Source organism: Psychrobacter sp. P11G3 (genome assembly GCF_001435845.1).
In the GTDB taxonomy this organism is placed as follows: domain Bacteria; phylum Pseudomonadota; class Gammaproteobacteria; order Pseudomonadales; family Moraxellaceae; genus Psychrobacter.
The window spans coordinates 2198617-2212542 of sequence record NZ_CM003596.1; the positions used below are offsets into that span (position 1 = coordinate 2198617).

Below are 13926 nucleotides of genomic sequence, written 5' to 3' on the forward strand. Positions count from 1 at the left end.
TTTGTTATATGGCTATAACGCTTACGCCCTAGCTAAACTAAGCTAGCAAAGCTTATTCTTCTTTACTGTTCTCTATAGCATTTAAGACTTTGTCAGTGAAATTGCTATCCATGGGTACGATCTCAATGACTTCATCATTTTTGCAGAGCGTATAACGCTTACCTGTCGCGCTGTCTTGAACTTTTAGGTCGTAATCAACCCCGGCCAAAGTGATGGCGTCAAATACAGGGGTCAGTAGCTCCGTTTGCGCCTGTCTATCAAGCGTTTCAAACAAAGTTGGATCGATGTAAGGCTTTAACGGCTCATCACCCTCTTCCGCACTGCCAAAAGCCGCAATTGGATTATCATCTTCACGCATTTTACGCATCCTTATAAAATAGATAAGGCGGCTGGCTCACAACCGCTTAATCGCTAGTTTTTATGATATGTTTTCTTAATAATACAACGATAACTCTTCAATATGACAGCCATCACATCCATGACAAACGCCAGTAGATGGCGTTTCGGTCAGTTTTTCAACATAATATAAAAAATTATTAATACTGTTCCCAATGTCCATTGCGTAGCAGCAACTGACGGTCAGCAAGTGCCGCCAAATTGCGGTCATGCGTCACCATAAGTAGCGCCGTTTGCATGGTGCTTTGTAGCTCTGACAACAGGCCAAAGACGCTTTGTGCATTGTCATAATCCAAGTTACCTGTTGGCTCGTCCGCCAAAATAAGCGATGGTTTAGTCACTAGCGCGCGTGCAATCGCTACACGTTGACGCTCGCCACCTGATAGCTCACCTGGTCTATGCATCAGACGATGCTCAAGACCGACATTTTCTAGAATCTCAACCGCTTGCTTACGAGCATCAGTCGTTGATACTTCTGGACGCATGAGCAACGGCATGGCTACGTTTTCGATTGCTGTAAACTCTGCTAGCAGGTGGTGAAACTGGTAAATAAAGCCCAAATGCTTGTTACGCATAGCTCCGCGCTCAGTTTCATTCATACTATTTAATAGCTGACCATGCAACCAAACCTCACCACTGGTTGGCGTATCTAGACCACCAAGCAAATGTAGCAGTGTACTTTTACCTGAACCACTGGTTCCAACGATAGCGATGCGCTCACCCGCATGAACAGTCAGATCAAGACCAGTCAATACTTGCGTACTGACTGCGCCTTCATCATATATCTTATTGATATTGGTCGCCTCTAAAATGGCAGACATAGCGCTTCCTTTATTTTATTTATTTCGGTATTTATTTCGATATTTAGGCGTTTGCGATTACTCATAGCGTAGCGTTTGAGCAGGCTGAATCTTAGCCGCTCGGCGTGCTGGATAAATCGTTGCCAAAAAGCTCAGCACAAACGACGCACCTGTAATTAATAGCACGTCTAACAAACGCAACTGCGATGGCAAATAATTGACGAAATACGCATCAAATAGGTTCAGACCAAACGCTTGGTTAATAAAGCCTAAAATATCGCTGACCGTAAGCGCAAATATCACGCCCAATATCGTACCAGCGATAGTACCGATCACACCGATGACCACACCTTGTACCATAAAGACTTGAGTAATCAAACGAGGAGACGCACCAAAGGTTTTCAGAATTGCGATATCCGCTTTTTTATCGGTAACCAACATGACTAGGCTTGAAACAATATTAAAAGCGGCAACCAAGATAATCAAAAATAGTAATAGACCGACCATCGCTTTTTCCATTTGAATTGCCCCAAATAGATTGCCATGCGTCTGTGTCCAATCATTTGGATATAGCCTCTCAGGTGCTATAGCAGCCGCTTTTTCTGAAGCTATCGGCGCAGTAAAGATATCATTAAGCTTCATACGTACGCCTTGCGCACCTTCTGGCAAACGCAGTAATTTTGCCGCATCCCCCATCGGAATAAACGCCATGAGACTGTCGACTTCTGGGCTGATCGTAAAAATTCCTGTCAGAGTGAAACGTTTAAATCGCGGTATTACGCCTGCTGGTGATGGTGACGCTTCTGGTAATACCAGCGTCACTTTATCCCCTATTTGTAGACCCAAGGACTGCACCATCTCTTCGCCCAACACGATACTGAAGTCACCACTTTTCAGGGTGTCAATACTACCTTCAATCATGTGCTCATTGATAATGGAGACGTTTTTTTCGTATTCAGGCTCGACGCCTGTCACCATGATCCCTGCGACCTGACCATTTGATGTCAGCATCCCTTGCAGTTGAATGAATGGTGCCACAGCTGCCACTTCTGGGTCTTCTTTGATCTGATCAGCTAGCTGTTCCCAGTCACCAATAATTTCTGATGAGACCACAGTAGCCTGCGGCACCATTCCCAAAATACGGGTTTTCAGTTCACGGTCAAAGCCGTTCATCACTGATAGCACCGTAATCAATACGGCAACCCCAAGCGTCAGACCAATCATCGAGATGAGTGATATAAAGGAGATAAAGCCATTACTACGTTCTGCTCGGGTATATCGTAAGCCGATAAATAACGCTAAAGGACGAAACATATTCAAACTCTTTATCTTATCTACGTGCGACTTTATATAGGTTGCATAACGAGCAGTAGTAAATGCATCATACAGTTGCTACTACTCACATATAAATCAAACACAAAAACAGGGGGTCAGACGAGCCAATAACAGCTGTCAAAAGGGAGCTAGTTTGACACAAACTAGCTGATATGTGCCAGTCATTAGCAACAACTGAGAGTATTTTTTACCAAAAAACTGGGTTTTGTTATTATTTTTTATAGGGGGCTTGCTATTAGCTGTACCAATACCTATATATTATATGCTAAAGACAATTGTCATTAACCCCTCATTGAGGTTTCTGATCTTTTACTGGCTAGGCTGCTGACCATCATAAACCAATCATTTAAAATGTTGGATGGTACACAAGCAAACACAGTATTAGATACAAACCTCACGCTGACTTAATTTTGAGTATTTTCATGACCATAAATTATCAATACAAAAACATTCAATCTCCTACCAAGATCACGTTGACCGATGAGCAGTCTGCAGGTCACGCCGATCACTGGCGTATTCTGACCGATGATATGAGTCATGATGTGCCTGAATGGCTACAAAAAATGATCGAAGTCGCAGCGATGCCTAAAGGCCTGAACAACAACGTCAGTGCAAAAGACAGCTGCCTGCTTTTATCAGAAGATCAGCCATGCCATATTAATCAAGTGCTCGCGATGAAAGATGGTAAGCCAGAATGCTTTATCAATGCCTATCCTTGTGTCGATAGTCCTTACGGATTGAACTGCAAAATTGAGCGTGTCATCGCCAATGACAACTCGCACGATGCCGTGTTGCGCTTACGTACTGCTGATGGCAGCATTATTTATGCGTTTGATCAGCTCTATACGACCAACCGTCATCTATATCAGCGCGACACCTCTTATTATGTCAACTTTAGTGCTTGGGCGCATGAAATTAAGCTAAGCGAGCAAAACGAAGTCATCATGGTAGAAGATCAAGAGTCTATCCGTTATCACCGTGCCTTTAATGACATCGTGGCAGCAAATGACGGAAAAATCCCTGATGATCTGCAAGAGCAAATCAGTGAATGGAAACCTGAAACCAAAGAGCAAATGGCACCTGTTGAGATTAATTTAGGCCATATGTGCGCTTACTTGTTTGGCGATACGCTAGGACAAGAAGATGAAGCTTGGTGTCAGGGGCAAGTGCTTGGCAAGCAAGAAACCGTGTTTAACGGTAAATCTATCATATTGTTTGATGTGGTAACGCTACGTGAGCAAGATGCAGATCCTTTTGTAGTGCGTATCGGTGCGCTTAATACTGCTGAAACTAATAGTATTAAAGTACATGACTACGTTCAAGCGAACGTATGGCTACAAGCAGCGATATACAAAGAAAACCAATCAAATATGACGCAGCAATCAAAAGCTAGCTAGCCTGTTTGAGAAATCTTCTCTAGCTTTCATGCTTACTTATGTACTTACGCAATAAAAAAGCCCCTAATATGAATTAGGGGCTTTTCTGTGTCTTATGAATTCTTTCAATGCAAAACGTAACGTAAAAATCGTATAGGTATATGATTAAGCCATCGTCGTCATTGATTTGATGCGAGTATATAGCTCTTTTTGCTCTGCGCTTGGACGTGCAGTCTGTACGGCCATTAGCTGTGACATATCACCTTCGACACGGATTTTGCCACTCATAAACGCACCCATGATTTGATTGGTATCAAAATCAGTGATGATAGACTGTAGAATATCGCGATCTAGTAGCAGTGTCGTTGTTGCATTATCGTTTAAGCCGCGATGCAGCAAACCATTTGCAAAATTGGCTTCGATAGTTTTATCAGCTTCAGCCACTTTTAGGTTGACGACCATATTGGCAAGTACTGGCGGTAAGTTTAACTCACCTGCTTCGTTGCCCATTTTTTCTACTTGCTCAAACCATTCATCTGTCAAAAAAACTGCCATATTATATTATCCTTAATTGATATTCTGTCAGGCCAATATCCCTTGAGGCACTCTTGGCCTAACTATTAGAATTATTAAAATGATTGCTATCAATAGACCTATGCGATACATAGCCATTAATGACGTTCAGCCTCATTATAAAGGGCGACTTGATAAGAAGTAAAACCTATTTATCGGCTCAGCAATGTTATTGTTACAAAACTTCTTTGCAAGCCTACGCTTATGTCTAGCGAGCGCTTCCCCTATTCAATCAAAATGAGCATCTAGAATAGTGACAAAATTGTGTATAAAATAGAGGAGTAGCACAGCAATAATAAGTTGCTCGCTAACATTTATACCAAAGAGTTTGTATTTTGGCGCATAGTTCTGATGATATTTAATTAGGATTGCGTTACAATACCCTTAAACAGAGTCGGGAGTTTTAACCAAACATTACATAATCGTGTTTTTTGTCAGCCGCCGCTAGCATACATCTATGGTCAATGCGTTTTAATAGCCCTATAGATATGGGTATCTATCTTCATTAGTACAGATTTTTTCGTAATAATTAAGATACATATTTAGCCTTATGAGATGTTTGATGCTCAAAACGGCGCGTCTTCTTATTTACCTTGATGATCTATTAACAATCCTACTATCGATTGACTTTAAGTAAAGTGTATGAAATGCCTATTTCTATTTATTAGTATTAACTAATAGACAGTAAGGGCCTAAATCGATAGTTAATGACATCATTGCGCTAAATAAGCCAAAAAACAACATGTGTTGGCGCTAGTATAAATACAAATTTGAGAGTATTTATAGTGCAGACAACATAGATTGTTGGTTAATTCTGTTGATAATTCGGGCTGTAAAGGAATCATCCAATGAGTTTACAAAACACAGCAGTCGCCCCAGTTGACCGTGAGTATGAAATTACTATCGTAAGATTTTTTACGATCATGGCTGTCGTTTGGGGCATCGTCGGCATGAGTCTTGGTGTGTTCATTGCTTCACAGTTAGCATGGCCAGCACTCAACTTTGACATTCCATGGCTGACATTTAGTCGTTTAAGACCACTGCATACCAATGCGGTGATTTTTGCGTTCGGTGGCTCTGCCCTGTTCGCAACGTCTTACTACATCGTTCAGCGTACCTGTAAGACGCGTTTATTTGCGCCATATTTGGCTTGGTTTACCTTTTGGGGTTGGCAAGCGGTTATCGTATCCGCTGTTATTACCCTTCCTCTAGGTTTGACCTCAACTAAAGAATACGCGGAGCTTGAGTGGCCGATCGATATCCTAATTGCCTTGGTATGGATCTCTTATGCCATTGTATTTTTTGGTACGCTCATCAAACGTAAAACCTCACATATCTATGTGGCTAACTGGTTCTTTGCCGCTTTCATCATTACGATTGCATTACTACACATCGTAAACAGCATGGCGATTCCAGTTAGCGCGTTCAAATCTTATTCGCTATTTGGCGGTGCAACTGATGCGATGGTGCAGTGGTGGTACGGGCATAATGCGGTAGGTTTTTACTTAACGGCAGCCTTCCTTGGAATGATGTATTATTTCGTTCCTGTACAGATTGGTCGTCCTATCTATTCTTATCGTTTGTCTATCGTTCACTTTTGGGCATTGATTGCTTCATATATGTGGGCCGGTGGTCACCATTTGCATTATTCAGCGCTTCCTGATTGGACGCAGTCTCTTGCTATGGTCTTCTCAATCATCCTGTTTGCACCATCTTGGGGTGGTATGATTAACGGTGTACTAACGCTATCAGGTAGTTGGGATAAGCTGCGTACCGATCCAATCATTCGCTTTATGATTGTTGCATTGTCGTTCTACGCGATGTCGACGTTCGAAGGCCCAATGATGTCTATCAAAACAGTGAATGCGCTATCGCATAACACTGACTGGACAGTTGGTCACGTACACTCAGGCGCACTTGGCTGGGTTGGTATGATTACCATTGGTTCGCTATACGTACTGTTACCACGTATTTATAACAAACCGAAGATGTACTCTATCAGCTTAATCACCACGCATTTTTGGCTAGCGACTGCAGGAACGATCTTCTATATCGTGTCTATGTGGATCTCAGGTATTGGCCAAGGCATGATGTGGCTTGCTACTAACCCAGACGGTACTTTGGTATATAGCTTCGTTGATACTGTTGAATTCTCGCATTTCCCATATATTGGCCGTGCATTTGGTGGCTTCTTATATGTATCGGGTATGTTTGTAATGGCTTATAACTGCTATAAAACACTCAAAATGCCAGAAGGTAAGCCTGTAGATGTCGCTGATCCAACGGATCATGAACCTAGTGTCGAAAAACCTTCGACAGCTAACGTATAAGGAGCGATCATGGCTGGTACACCGCATGAAATTATTGAAAAAAATACAGGCTTGTTAGTCATTGGTATCGTGATTGCTATTAGTTTTGCAACGCTAGTTGAAATCGTGCCATTGATCTATGACAACAAGGGTCCTGAAGAAGGTGGGGTGAACGCTCCCCTTCCTGCTATGGAGCCTTGGACAGCGCTTGAATTTGAAGGTCGTGATATTTATATCCGTGAAGGATGTCACGTTTGTCATACTCAAATGGTTCGCCCATTACGTGCAGAAGTTGAACGTTATGGACCATACTCACGTGCCGCTGAGTCGACGTGGGATCATCCATTCTTATGGGGATCGAAACGTACTGGACCAGATTTAGCACGTGTTGGTGGCCGTTATTCTGAAGATTGGCAAAAGCAACATTTGATCAATCCACGTTCGCTAGTGCCTGAGTCAGTTATGCCAGGTTTCCCTTGGTTGGCGACTAACGAAGTAGATGGCGAAAACATTCAAGCTAAAATGCGTCTATTCCGCGATCGCTTCGGTGTTCCTTATACTGAAGAAGATATTGAAGGCGCTCCAGATGCAGTGCTTGGCGCTACTGAGCTTGACGCTTTGGTCGCCTATCTACAGCAGTTAGGTACCGCAATGGAAGGACAGCGCTAATGGGTATTGGTGAATTACAAACAATTGCGACCGTTTCTGCCTTTATTGCCTTTGTAGGCGTTGCATGGTGGGCGTATTCGCCAAAAAACAAAAAACGCTTCGAAGAAGATGCACAACTTGCGCTTGATGACGAGGATATAAAATCTCTGTCTGAAGAGCAGCGCAATAAGGATAAATGATGACATTTTTTTGGAGTTCTTGGATCACGCTAATCAGTTTCGGTTGCTGGCTTTCTATTCTTGGCGTTCTGCTGTTTGTACTAAAATACAAACCAGACGTTGAGGAAGACGGTACCACTGGTCATGAATACGATGGTATCCGAGAATACGACAAACCACTTCCTAAATGGTGGTTGGTGATATTTTTTGGTTCAATCGTTTGGGGTGTGGCGTACTGGGTATTCTTTCCAGCTATGTTCCCGAAACACTGGGAAGGTATCGCCACCGTAGAAGTTGACGGTGAAACTGTACCGTGGACCTCTAAAAACGAGTTGTTCAGTGAGCTTGAAAGCAACAACAAAGTATTTACCGACAACTTTGAAAAAAGCATTTTGGTAAAAGCAGATGCTGCAGGTGCGACTGCGACACTTGGTACGCTAAATGAGCTACAAGCGACCATGCGTCGTAGCGAAAACCCACCAGCAGATCTACAGACTAAAATTGACGAAAAAGTTGCAGAACTTGCTCCTTATGTCGAAAAACTGTCTGAAAATCCGAATGCTTTAAAAGTTGGTAGCCGCTTGTTCCTACAGAACTGTTCTGTATGTCATGGCTCTAACGCTAAAGGTGCGACAGGCTACCCTAACCTAACAGATAATGATTGGTTATATGGCGGCGAAGCTAGCAACATTCTGACCACGCTACACAATGGTCGTATCGGCGGTATGCCTGCTTGGCGCGATCAGATTGGCGAAGACGGTGTACGTGCAGCTTCTGAGTATGTATTGTCACTATCTCCAAACAACGGTAGTAAGAGTAACGGTGAACTTGATCAAACCTTGGTTAATCAAGGCGAAGCTATCTTTAAGCAGCAGTGTGCACTATGTCACTCTGAAAGCGGTAAAGGTATGATTTCAGCAGGTGCACCGAACTTGACTGACAATATCTGGTTATATGGCGGTGAGCGTGAGACTGTACGTAATACATTACGTTATGGCCGTGCTGGCGTTATGCCTCAGTGGGAAACTAAGCTAGGTAATGAGCGTATCATGCTACTTGCTGCTTATATCTACTCACTATCAGATAAAACAGGCAAATCACCTGAAGCAGCACCTGTGACTGCAGCTACTCAGCCTGTAGCAACTGAAGAAGCAACTGCTAACTAAGACGTTGTTACTGTACTAAATATGGACAAGATTTAATGAAGGGAGAACTGTTATTGCAGTTCTCCCTTTTGCGTATAGCGGTATTGATTTTCATTTAGAAATGACAATGATGAGCGGCTATAAATACTAGAAATCGTTCTCATATACTCATTGCTTTTTACGATTATTACCCCATTATTAGTAGGGAGAATGTTAGAATAGCTATTTTTTAAAATAGTCTATTGGTCACGGCTTTATATCGCTCTGACTCAATCACATAACACGATAGTCAATTTCTCATAAATCAGATACAGGCTTGTTTAGCCTACTACTTGTAGTACCTTTGCTTGTATCAAGATTATGTTGAACCAACTATATTTATAATCGATCATTTGGTAAGCAGATTAGAAAGTTTTTTATCGAATTTTTTATCCGCTATTTACTGACATTGATAACATCATACACTCATATACCTCGACGCTAGAGGTGTTTGTTCATCATGCCAGCAGACTGATTCTTTTTTTAAAGAGGCACGTTTATGTCAGCACAACAACCCAATAAAATTCCTGTACAACAAGTCGATCTTGATGCAACCAAGCATCGTGTGCATCCGAGGTTTGTCACAGGTTTTTATCAAAATATTCGTGTCATCACGATGTATGCTCTTTTGGCGGCTTTTTTACTTTTGCCATGGCTGCGCTATAATGATAGACAAGCGATATGGTTTGATGTGCCATCGCAGCATTACTATATTTTTGGCATGACATTTTTGACGCAAGATTTCTATTTTATTGCTGCATTTGCCATTATTGCCGCGTTTACGCTGTTTATGGTGACGGTATATGCAGGGCGCGTTTGGTGTGGTTATGCTTGTCCTCAAACGATATGGACGCATCTATACCAGTATGTTGAAAAATGGGTGATTGGCGATCGTAATAAACGCATCAAGTTTGATAAAGCACCATTAAGTGCGAGCAAGGTATTCAAGCGTACGGTTGTTTATTCAATTTGGTTTTTGCTTTCTGTGATTACAGCAGCGACCTTTGTTAGTTATGTGGCGGGAACAGACTCTCTATATCATAGCTGGCAGTCAATAGGAGTGATTCCATTCCCTGACTGGCCAACGTGGGTATGGGTTTCAATGTTTATCTTCACCTTCGCTACTTATGCCAATGCAGGCTACATGCGTGAGCAGATGTGTGTACAGATTTGTCCTTATGGCCGTTTTCAGAGTGTGATGTTTGATAAAGACACATTGATCGTATCTTATGATTATGAACGCGGTGAGCCGCGCGGCGCTCGTAAAAAAGGTACAAATCCAGAGCACTTAGGCGACTGCATTGAATGTACCATGTGCGTGCAGGTCTGCCCTACTGGTATCGATATTCGTGATGGGTTACAAGTTGCCTGTATCCAGTGTGCGGCTTGTATCGATGCCTGTAATGAAGTGATGGACAAGGTCGGCTATCCGCGTGGACTGATTCGTTATACGACCGAACGTCAGCTGGCAGAAAAAGAGCCAAGCCGCGTACTGCGCCCACGACTATTTGCTTACTTAACATTGTTGGCTGTACTATGTGGCGGCGTTATATATGCGTTAACCGATCGCGTGCCACTGGAAATTGATATCCGCCGTGACCGTAATCAGTTATCGTCTATCAACAATCAAGGCATGATTGAAAATAGCTATATCGTTAAGCTAACCAATAAGACGCAGGATGCTCATACCTACACGATAACACTAGCACCGCAAAAAGGGCTGAGCTTAGAGCTACGCTTTAACGATGTACCATTAGAAGCTGGCGAAAGCTTTGATATGCCAGTCAGTATTTATGGTGATCCTGATGTAATAGAGTTTGGCCAAACGCCTGTCACGCTAAATGTGAGCAGCGAAAATGGCAAGTATAAGGTAAGTAAGCAAAATATCTTTACGACCCAAGGTCAGTAAACAATTAATATGTTCATTGTTTAATTTCATGTATGTCATTCGGTAGTCTGTAACTAGTGCAAGTAGTTAAATAGCTAATTGTTCTAGTGATAGGCTATCGAATAAATGTTTTACCATTAAACTGGTAGCGCTTAGCCGCCAAATTATCCGTTGATACCATTTATAGATGTCTAATGAACAGCTATCTATTAAATGCGTATCTGATGCATAGGTATTTTATGTCTACTCCAGCACCGAACTTTAAACATCAAGATAAGCAGCCATGGTATAAAAATTACATGGTCGTTATCTTTGTGATTGGCATGCCTGCTGCGGTCGTGATCGCTTGTATTTGGTTTGTTTATTACTCTTACCAGATCCGTGATAGCGTGGTACGTGACGACTGGTATATGGATGGCAAAACGCTCTATCATGATGTGTCTCGTGACAAGCTCACGTATGATTTAGACTTGCATGGACAAATGCAGTTTGCAGAAAATGGCGATATTGTGTTTTATCTCAACTACCCTGAGCAAAGCGTGCAGTCAGGCAAGCTGTTAAATGGTACGCCACTTACTTATCCTGATACGTTGGAGCTTTCTATTTCTCATGCAACGGATATCAAAAAAGACCGCGACGTTGTCCTTAAGCATGTTGAGGGCAATAAATACAGCGCACAAGTCGATATTGATCCTGTAAAAGCCAAGTATTACCTTCAGGTTAGCAATGACGGTAAAGATGATTGGCGTATGCAAGACGTCGCAAAACTACCTCGTTCAAAGGTCAGCTTTGACCCGCTACCAGTTTTTGCTAAAAGTTAATGCTGTTAGTAGCATCCAGACATAAAAAAGCCAGCCGCTCGTCAGAGATCGGCTGGCTTTTTTGAGCTATTCAATATCGTGTTAATTAGTAAGCACTATTTAATATCGTACTAACTTTTCAATTACTAAATTACAGGGTTAATCGTTGGAATTTTCTGTGCTTTACGCTCGTTTTGCGCGGCTTTATCCGTCTCTGTCGAATAAGGCTTATCACTAGCGAACTTAGGATTGAACGTTTGCGTCCTTGGTGATACAGGTAAACCAATCTCAGCCAAACTATCCGTCTGCCCAGCTTGAATATTGTCGCCTTCAAATAAACGCTCATCATTATCACGGTCAAGACTGAGTGTTTCAAAGTCAAATAGCTCACGATCAGCTAACTGTGATGGCGCTACGTTTTGCATTGCCTTAAAGATCGAAGCCAATCGCTGCGGGTGAGCATCATCCCATTCACGCAGCATATCGTTGATGATGGCACGCTGTAGATTGGTCTGGCTGCCACACAGATTACAAGGAATGATGGGGAATTCCTTTAATTTGGCGTACTCAATGATGTCTTTTTCTTCGACATAGGCCAATGGGCGAATCAGCATATTTTGCTTGTCATCACTCAGTAGCTTGGGCGGCATTGATTTGAGCGCACCACCATGGAATAAGTTCAAAAAGAAGGTCGCCAGCATATCATCACGATGATGGCCAAGGGCAATCTTAGTCGCGCCAATTTGTTTGGCAAAGCCATATAGTGAGCCGCGGCGTAGACGTGAGCATGCAGAGCAATAAGTCTTGCCTTCTGGCACCACGCTTTTGACGATGCTATATGTGTCTTTTTCTAAAATATAGTGAGCAATGCCCTGCTCGTTTAGATACGCAGGTAAAATGTCTTCCGGATAGCCTGGCTGCTTTTGATCAAGATTCACCGCGACGATATCAAAATGAATCGGTGCAATGCGTTTTAGCAGCAATAAAATATCGAGTAAGGTATAGCTGTCTTTACCACCCGAAACACAGACCATTACCACATCACCATCTTCGATCATATTAAAATCGCGGATTGCCCAAGAGACTTGGCGACGCAGCTTCTTTTGTAGTTTACGAAAGTACGCTGACTCGGTAGGTGCTTGCGCATCGGCAAACTGCTCGTCAATCATGTCCTCATCACTGCCATCTTCAGAGACGTCATCGTACTCTCTACTATCAGTATCGGTGTCTAAAGCCTGACTATCAAAGCTCATTGCATCAGATATATCATCAGCTTGAGAAGGAATATTTGGCGTAAATAAGGTTGCTGCGGTCATAAGTTACTCAATATCTTTATAAGGGTGATTTTACTATAAAGCGATTTGCGATAAGGCTTTTAAAGCATTATCACCAATGTCATGTGACTGATACTTTAAAAGCTGCGATTATAACAAATATTGCTAACAGATTGAAAAGATGACAGTAATACCGACTTTATTTTATTGCAGTGCTATGTAAACTAGCTTAGTGACGGGTGATTGGTCGCTTCGTGGTTCTGTAGTAGACGTATTTTTGCTAAAATAGCCGTTTTCGTAAACCAATAATAGATATCACTATGACTAACGTTACTTTGCAAAACACCTCCGATCAAGCATCAGATGCTGACTTAGCTGCTCTTACCAAAAGCCAAAATGCGGTTGTCCTTTTATCAGGCGGTCTCGATTCAGTGACTTGCTTATATTGGGCAAAAGCGCGCTATGCATCAGTGACAGCAGTCAGCTTTAACTATGGTCAGCGTCACAATAGTGAACTTGTGGCCGCAAAGACCATCGCTGAGACAGCAGGTGTCAATCATAGAATCATTGATATCGATATCGCACAACTGGGTGGTTCATCACTAACAGATCACAGCATGATTGTGCCAGACGGTGATTCGGATAAATTCCCTAGCAAAAAACGCGACGAAATCGATAACGACGCTATCCCAAATACCTATGTGCCTGCGCGTAATACTATCTTCTTATCATACGCGTTAGCAGTCGCCGAAGTCACTGATGCCAACCATATCGTCATCGGTGTCAGCTCAGTTGACTATTCTGGCTACCCTGACTGTCGCCCAGAGTATATAGCTGCCTTTGAACATATGGCCAATCTCGCGACAAAAGCGGGCGTTACTGGTCATCGCTTATCGATTCAAACGCCATTGCAGCAATTATCAAAAGCCCAAACCATTGAGCTTGGTCTGTCATTAGGTGTTGATTACGGACAGACGATTTCTTGTTATCGCGCAGATGCCAATGGTCTTGCTTGCGGTGTTTGTGATAGTTGCGCATTGCGTCGTCAAGGCTTTGCCCAAGCTGGCGTCACTGACCCTACTCATTATCAGTCTTAATTAATTTTAGTCAGTCCTATATAAATTGGATAAGGTATAAGGCGCGCTTATTCCGCTATCCTTCGTT

13 protein-coding genes are annotated in these 13926 nt (G+C 42.6%); 8 read left to right on the top strand and 5 right to left on the bottom strand.

Annotation, left to right across the window (positions count from 1 at the left end):
* Positions 1 to 52: 52 nt before the first annotated feature.
* The 3 genes from AK824_RS08760 to AK824_RS08770 all read right to left on the bottom strand — a co-directional run bounded on the left by AK824_RS08760 (position 53) and on the right by AK824_RS08770 (position 2510).
* Positions 53 to 358: a hypothetical protein gene (locus tag AK824_RS08760; protein ID WP_057760791.1), complete on the bottom strand. Its 306-nt coding sequence runs from the start codon at positions 356 to 358 to the stop codon at positions 53 to 55.
* A gap of 178 nt (positions 359 to 536) precedes the next feature.
* Positions 537 to 1217: a lipoprotein-releasing ABC transporter ATP-binding protein LolD gene (lolD, locus tag AK824_RS08765; RefSeq protein ID WP_057760792.1), complete on the bottom strand. Its 681-nt coding sequence runs from the start codon at positions 1215 to 1217 to the stop codon at positions 537 to 539.
* Between the two features lie 57 nt (positions 1218 to 1274).
* A complete protein-coding gene (locus tag AK824_RS08770; protein ID WP_057760794.1) occupies positions 1275 to 2510 on the bottom strand; it encodes a lipoprotein-releasing ABC transporter permease subunit in 1236 nt (411 codons plus the stop codon).
* Between the two features lie 443 nt (positions 2511 to 2953).
* On the opposite strand from AK824_RS08770, the gene AK824_RS08775 reads away from it, so the two are divergent.
* Complete coding sequence (locus AK824_RS08775) at positions 2954 to 3928, top strand: hypothetical protein (RefSeq protein WP_057760795.1); 975 nt, start codon at positions 2954 to 2956, stop codon at positions 3926 to 3928.
* 144 nt (positions 3929 to 4072) lie between these two features.
* Here the strand turns inward: AK824_RS08775 and AK824_RS08780 are convergent, their stop codons facing one another.
* Positions 4073 to 4462, bottom strand: coding sequence for an SCP2 sterol-binding domain-containing protein (locus AK824_RS08780; protein WP_057760797.1), 390 nt, complete (start codon positions 4460 to 4462; stop codon positions 4073 to 4075).
* Positions 4463 to 5328: 866 nt separating this feature from the next.
* Here AK824_RS08780 and ccoN point away from each other — a divergent pair.
* From ccoN to AK824_RS08810, 6 genes are all read left to right on the top strand, one after another.
* The gene (ccoN, locus tag AK824_RS08785; RefSeq protein WP_057760799.1) at positions 5329 to 6810 is read left to right on the top strand and encodes a cytochrome-c oxidase, cbb3-type subunit I; all 1482 of its coding nucleotides are present in this window, start codon (positions 5329 to 5331) and stop codon (positions 6808 to 6810) included.
* A 9-nt stretch (positions 6811 to 6819) separates the two neighbouring features.
* Positions 6820 to 7458 (top strand): cytochrome-c oxidase, cbb3-type subunit II, encoded by a 639-nt coding sequence (ccoO, locus tag AK824_RS08790; RefSeq protein WP_057760802.1) that lies wholly within the window; start codon positions 6820 to 6822, stop codon positions 7456 to 7458.
* Positions 7458 to 7637 carry a CcoQ/FixQ family Cbb3-type cytochrome c oxidase assembly chaperone gene (locus AK824_RS08795; RefSeq protein WP_057760804.1) on the top strand — a complete coding sequence of 60 codons (180 nt, stop codon included), beginning with the start codon at positions 7458 to 7460 and terminating at the stop codon, positions 7635 to 7637. Before ccoO ends, AK824_RS08795 begins: the two co-directional genes overlap by 1 nt.
* Positions 7637 to 8782, top strand: a complete 1146-nt coding sequence (locus tag AK824_RS08800) for a c-type cytochrome (protein WP_057760806.1) — start codon at positions 7637 to 7639, stop codon at positions 8780 to 8782. The genes AK824_RS08795 and AK824_RS08800 overlap by 1 nt, the downstream gene beginning before the upstream one ends.
* A gap of 517 nt (positions 8783 to 9299) precedes the next feature.
* Positions 9300 to 10709 carry a cytochrome c oxidase accessory protein CcoG gene (gene ccoG, locus AK824_RS08805; RefSeq protein WP_057760808.1) on the top strand — a complete coding sequence of 470 codons (1410 nt, stop codon included), beginning with the start codon at positions 9300 to 9302 and terminating at the stop codon, positions 10707 to 10709.
* 218 nt (positions 10710 to 10927) lie between these two features.
* Entirely contained in the window at positions 10928 to 11509 is a 582-nt protein-coding gene (locus AK824_RS08810; RefSeq protein WP_057760810.1) for a FixH family protein, read from the top strand.
* 125 nt (positions 11510 to 11634) lie between these two features.
* On the opposite strand, the gene ttcA is transcribed toward AK824_RS08810, so the two are convergent.
* On the bottom strand, positions 11635 to 12657 hold the full coding sequence (gene ttcA, locus AK824_RS08815; protein WP_102093657.1) for a tRNA 2-thiocytidine(32) synthetase TtcA: 1023 nt from the start codon (positions 12655 to 12657) through the stop codon (positions 11635 to 11637).
* A 425-nt stretch (positions 12658 to 13082) separates the two neighbouring features.
* Between ttcA and queC the strand changes: the two genes are divergently transcribed.
* A complete protein-coding gene (gene queC, locus AK824_RS08820; protein ID WP_057760814.1) occupies positions 13083 to 13859 on the top strand; it encodes a 7-cyano-7-deazaguanine synthase QueC in 777 nt (258 codons plus the stop codon).
* The last annotated feature ends 67 nt before the right edge of the window (positions 13860 to 13926 follow it).

Bases quoted from the DNA above. Each gene is read 5' to 3' on its own strand.
- AK824_RS08760 (WP_057760791.1), bottom strand. From the start codon at position 358: ATGCGTGAAGATGATAATCCAATTGCGGCTTTTGGCAGTGCGGAAGAG.
- AK824_RS08800 (WP_057760806.1), top strand. From the start codon at position 7,637: ATGACATTTTTTTGGAGTTCTTGGATCACGCTAATCAGTTTCGGTTGC.
- AK824_RS08775 (WP_057760795.1), top strand. From the start codon at position 2,954: ATGACCATAAATTATCAATACAAAAACATTCAATCTCCTACCAAGATC.
- lolD (WP_057760792.1), bottom strand. From the start codon at position 1,217: ATGTCTGCCATTTTAGAGGCGACCAATATCAATAAGATATATGATGAA.
- AK824_RS08795 (WP_057760804.1), top strand. From the start codon at position 7,458: ATGGGTATTGGTGAATTACAAACAATTGCGACCGTTTCTGCCTTTATT.
- AK824_RS08780 (WP_057760797.1), bottom strand. From the start codon at position 4,462: ATGGCAGTTTTTTTGACAGATGAATGGTTTGAGCAAGTAGAAAAAATG.
- AK824_RS08770 (WP_057760794.1), bottom strand. From the start codon at position 2,510: ATGTTTCGTCCTTTAGCGTTATTTATCGGCTTACGATATACCCGAGCA.
- queC (WP_057760814.1), top strand. From the start codon at position 13,083: ATGACTAACGTTACTTTGCAAAACACCTCCGATCAAGCATCAGATGCT.
- ttcA (WP_102093657.1), bottom strand. From the start codon at position 12,657: ATGATTGACGAGCAGTTTGCCGATGCGCAAGCACCTACCGAGTCAGCG.
- AK824_RS08810 (WP_057760810.1), top strand. From the start codon at position 10,928: ATGTCTACTCCAGCACCGAACTTTAAACATCAAGATAAGCAGCCATGG.
- ccoG (WP_057760808.1), top strand. From the start codon at position 9,300: ATGTCAGCACAACAACCCAATAAAATTCCTGTACAACAAGTCGATCTT.
- ccoN (WP_057760799.1), top strand. From the start codon at position 5,329: ATGAGTTTACAAAACACAGCAGTCGCCCCAGTTGACCGTGAGTATGAA.
- ccoO (WP_057760802.1), top strand. From the start codon at position 6,820: ATGGCTGGTACACCGCATGAAATTATTGAAAAAAATACAGGCTTGTTA.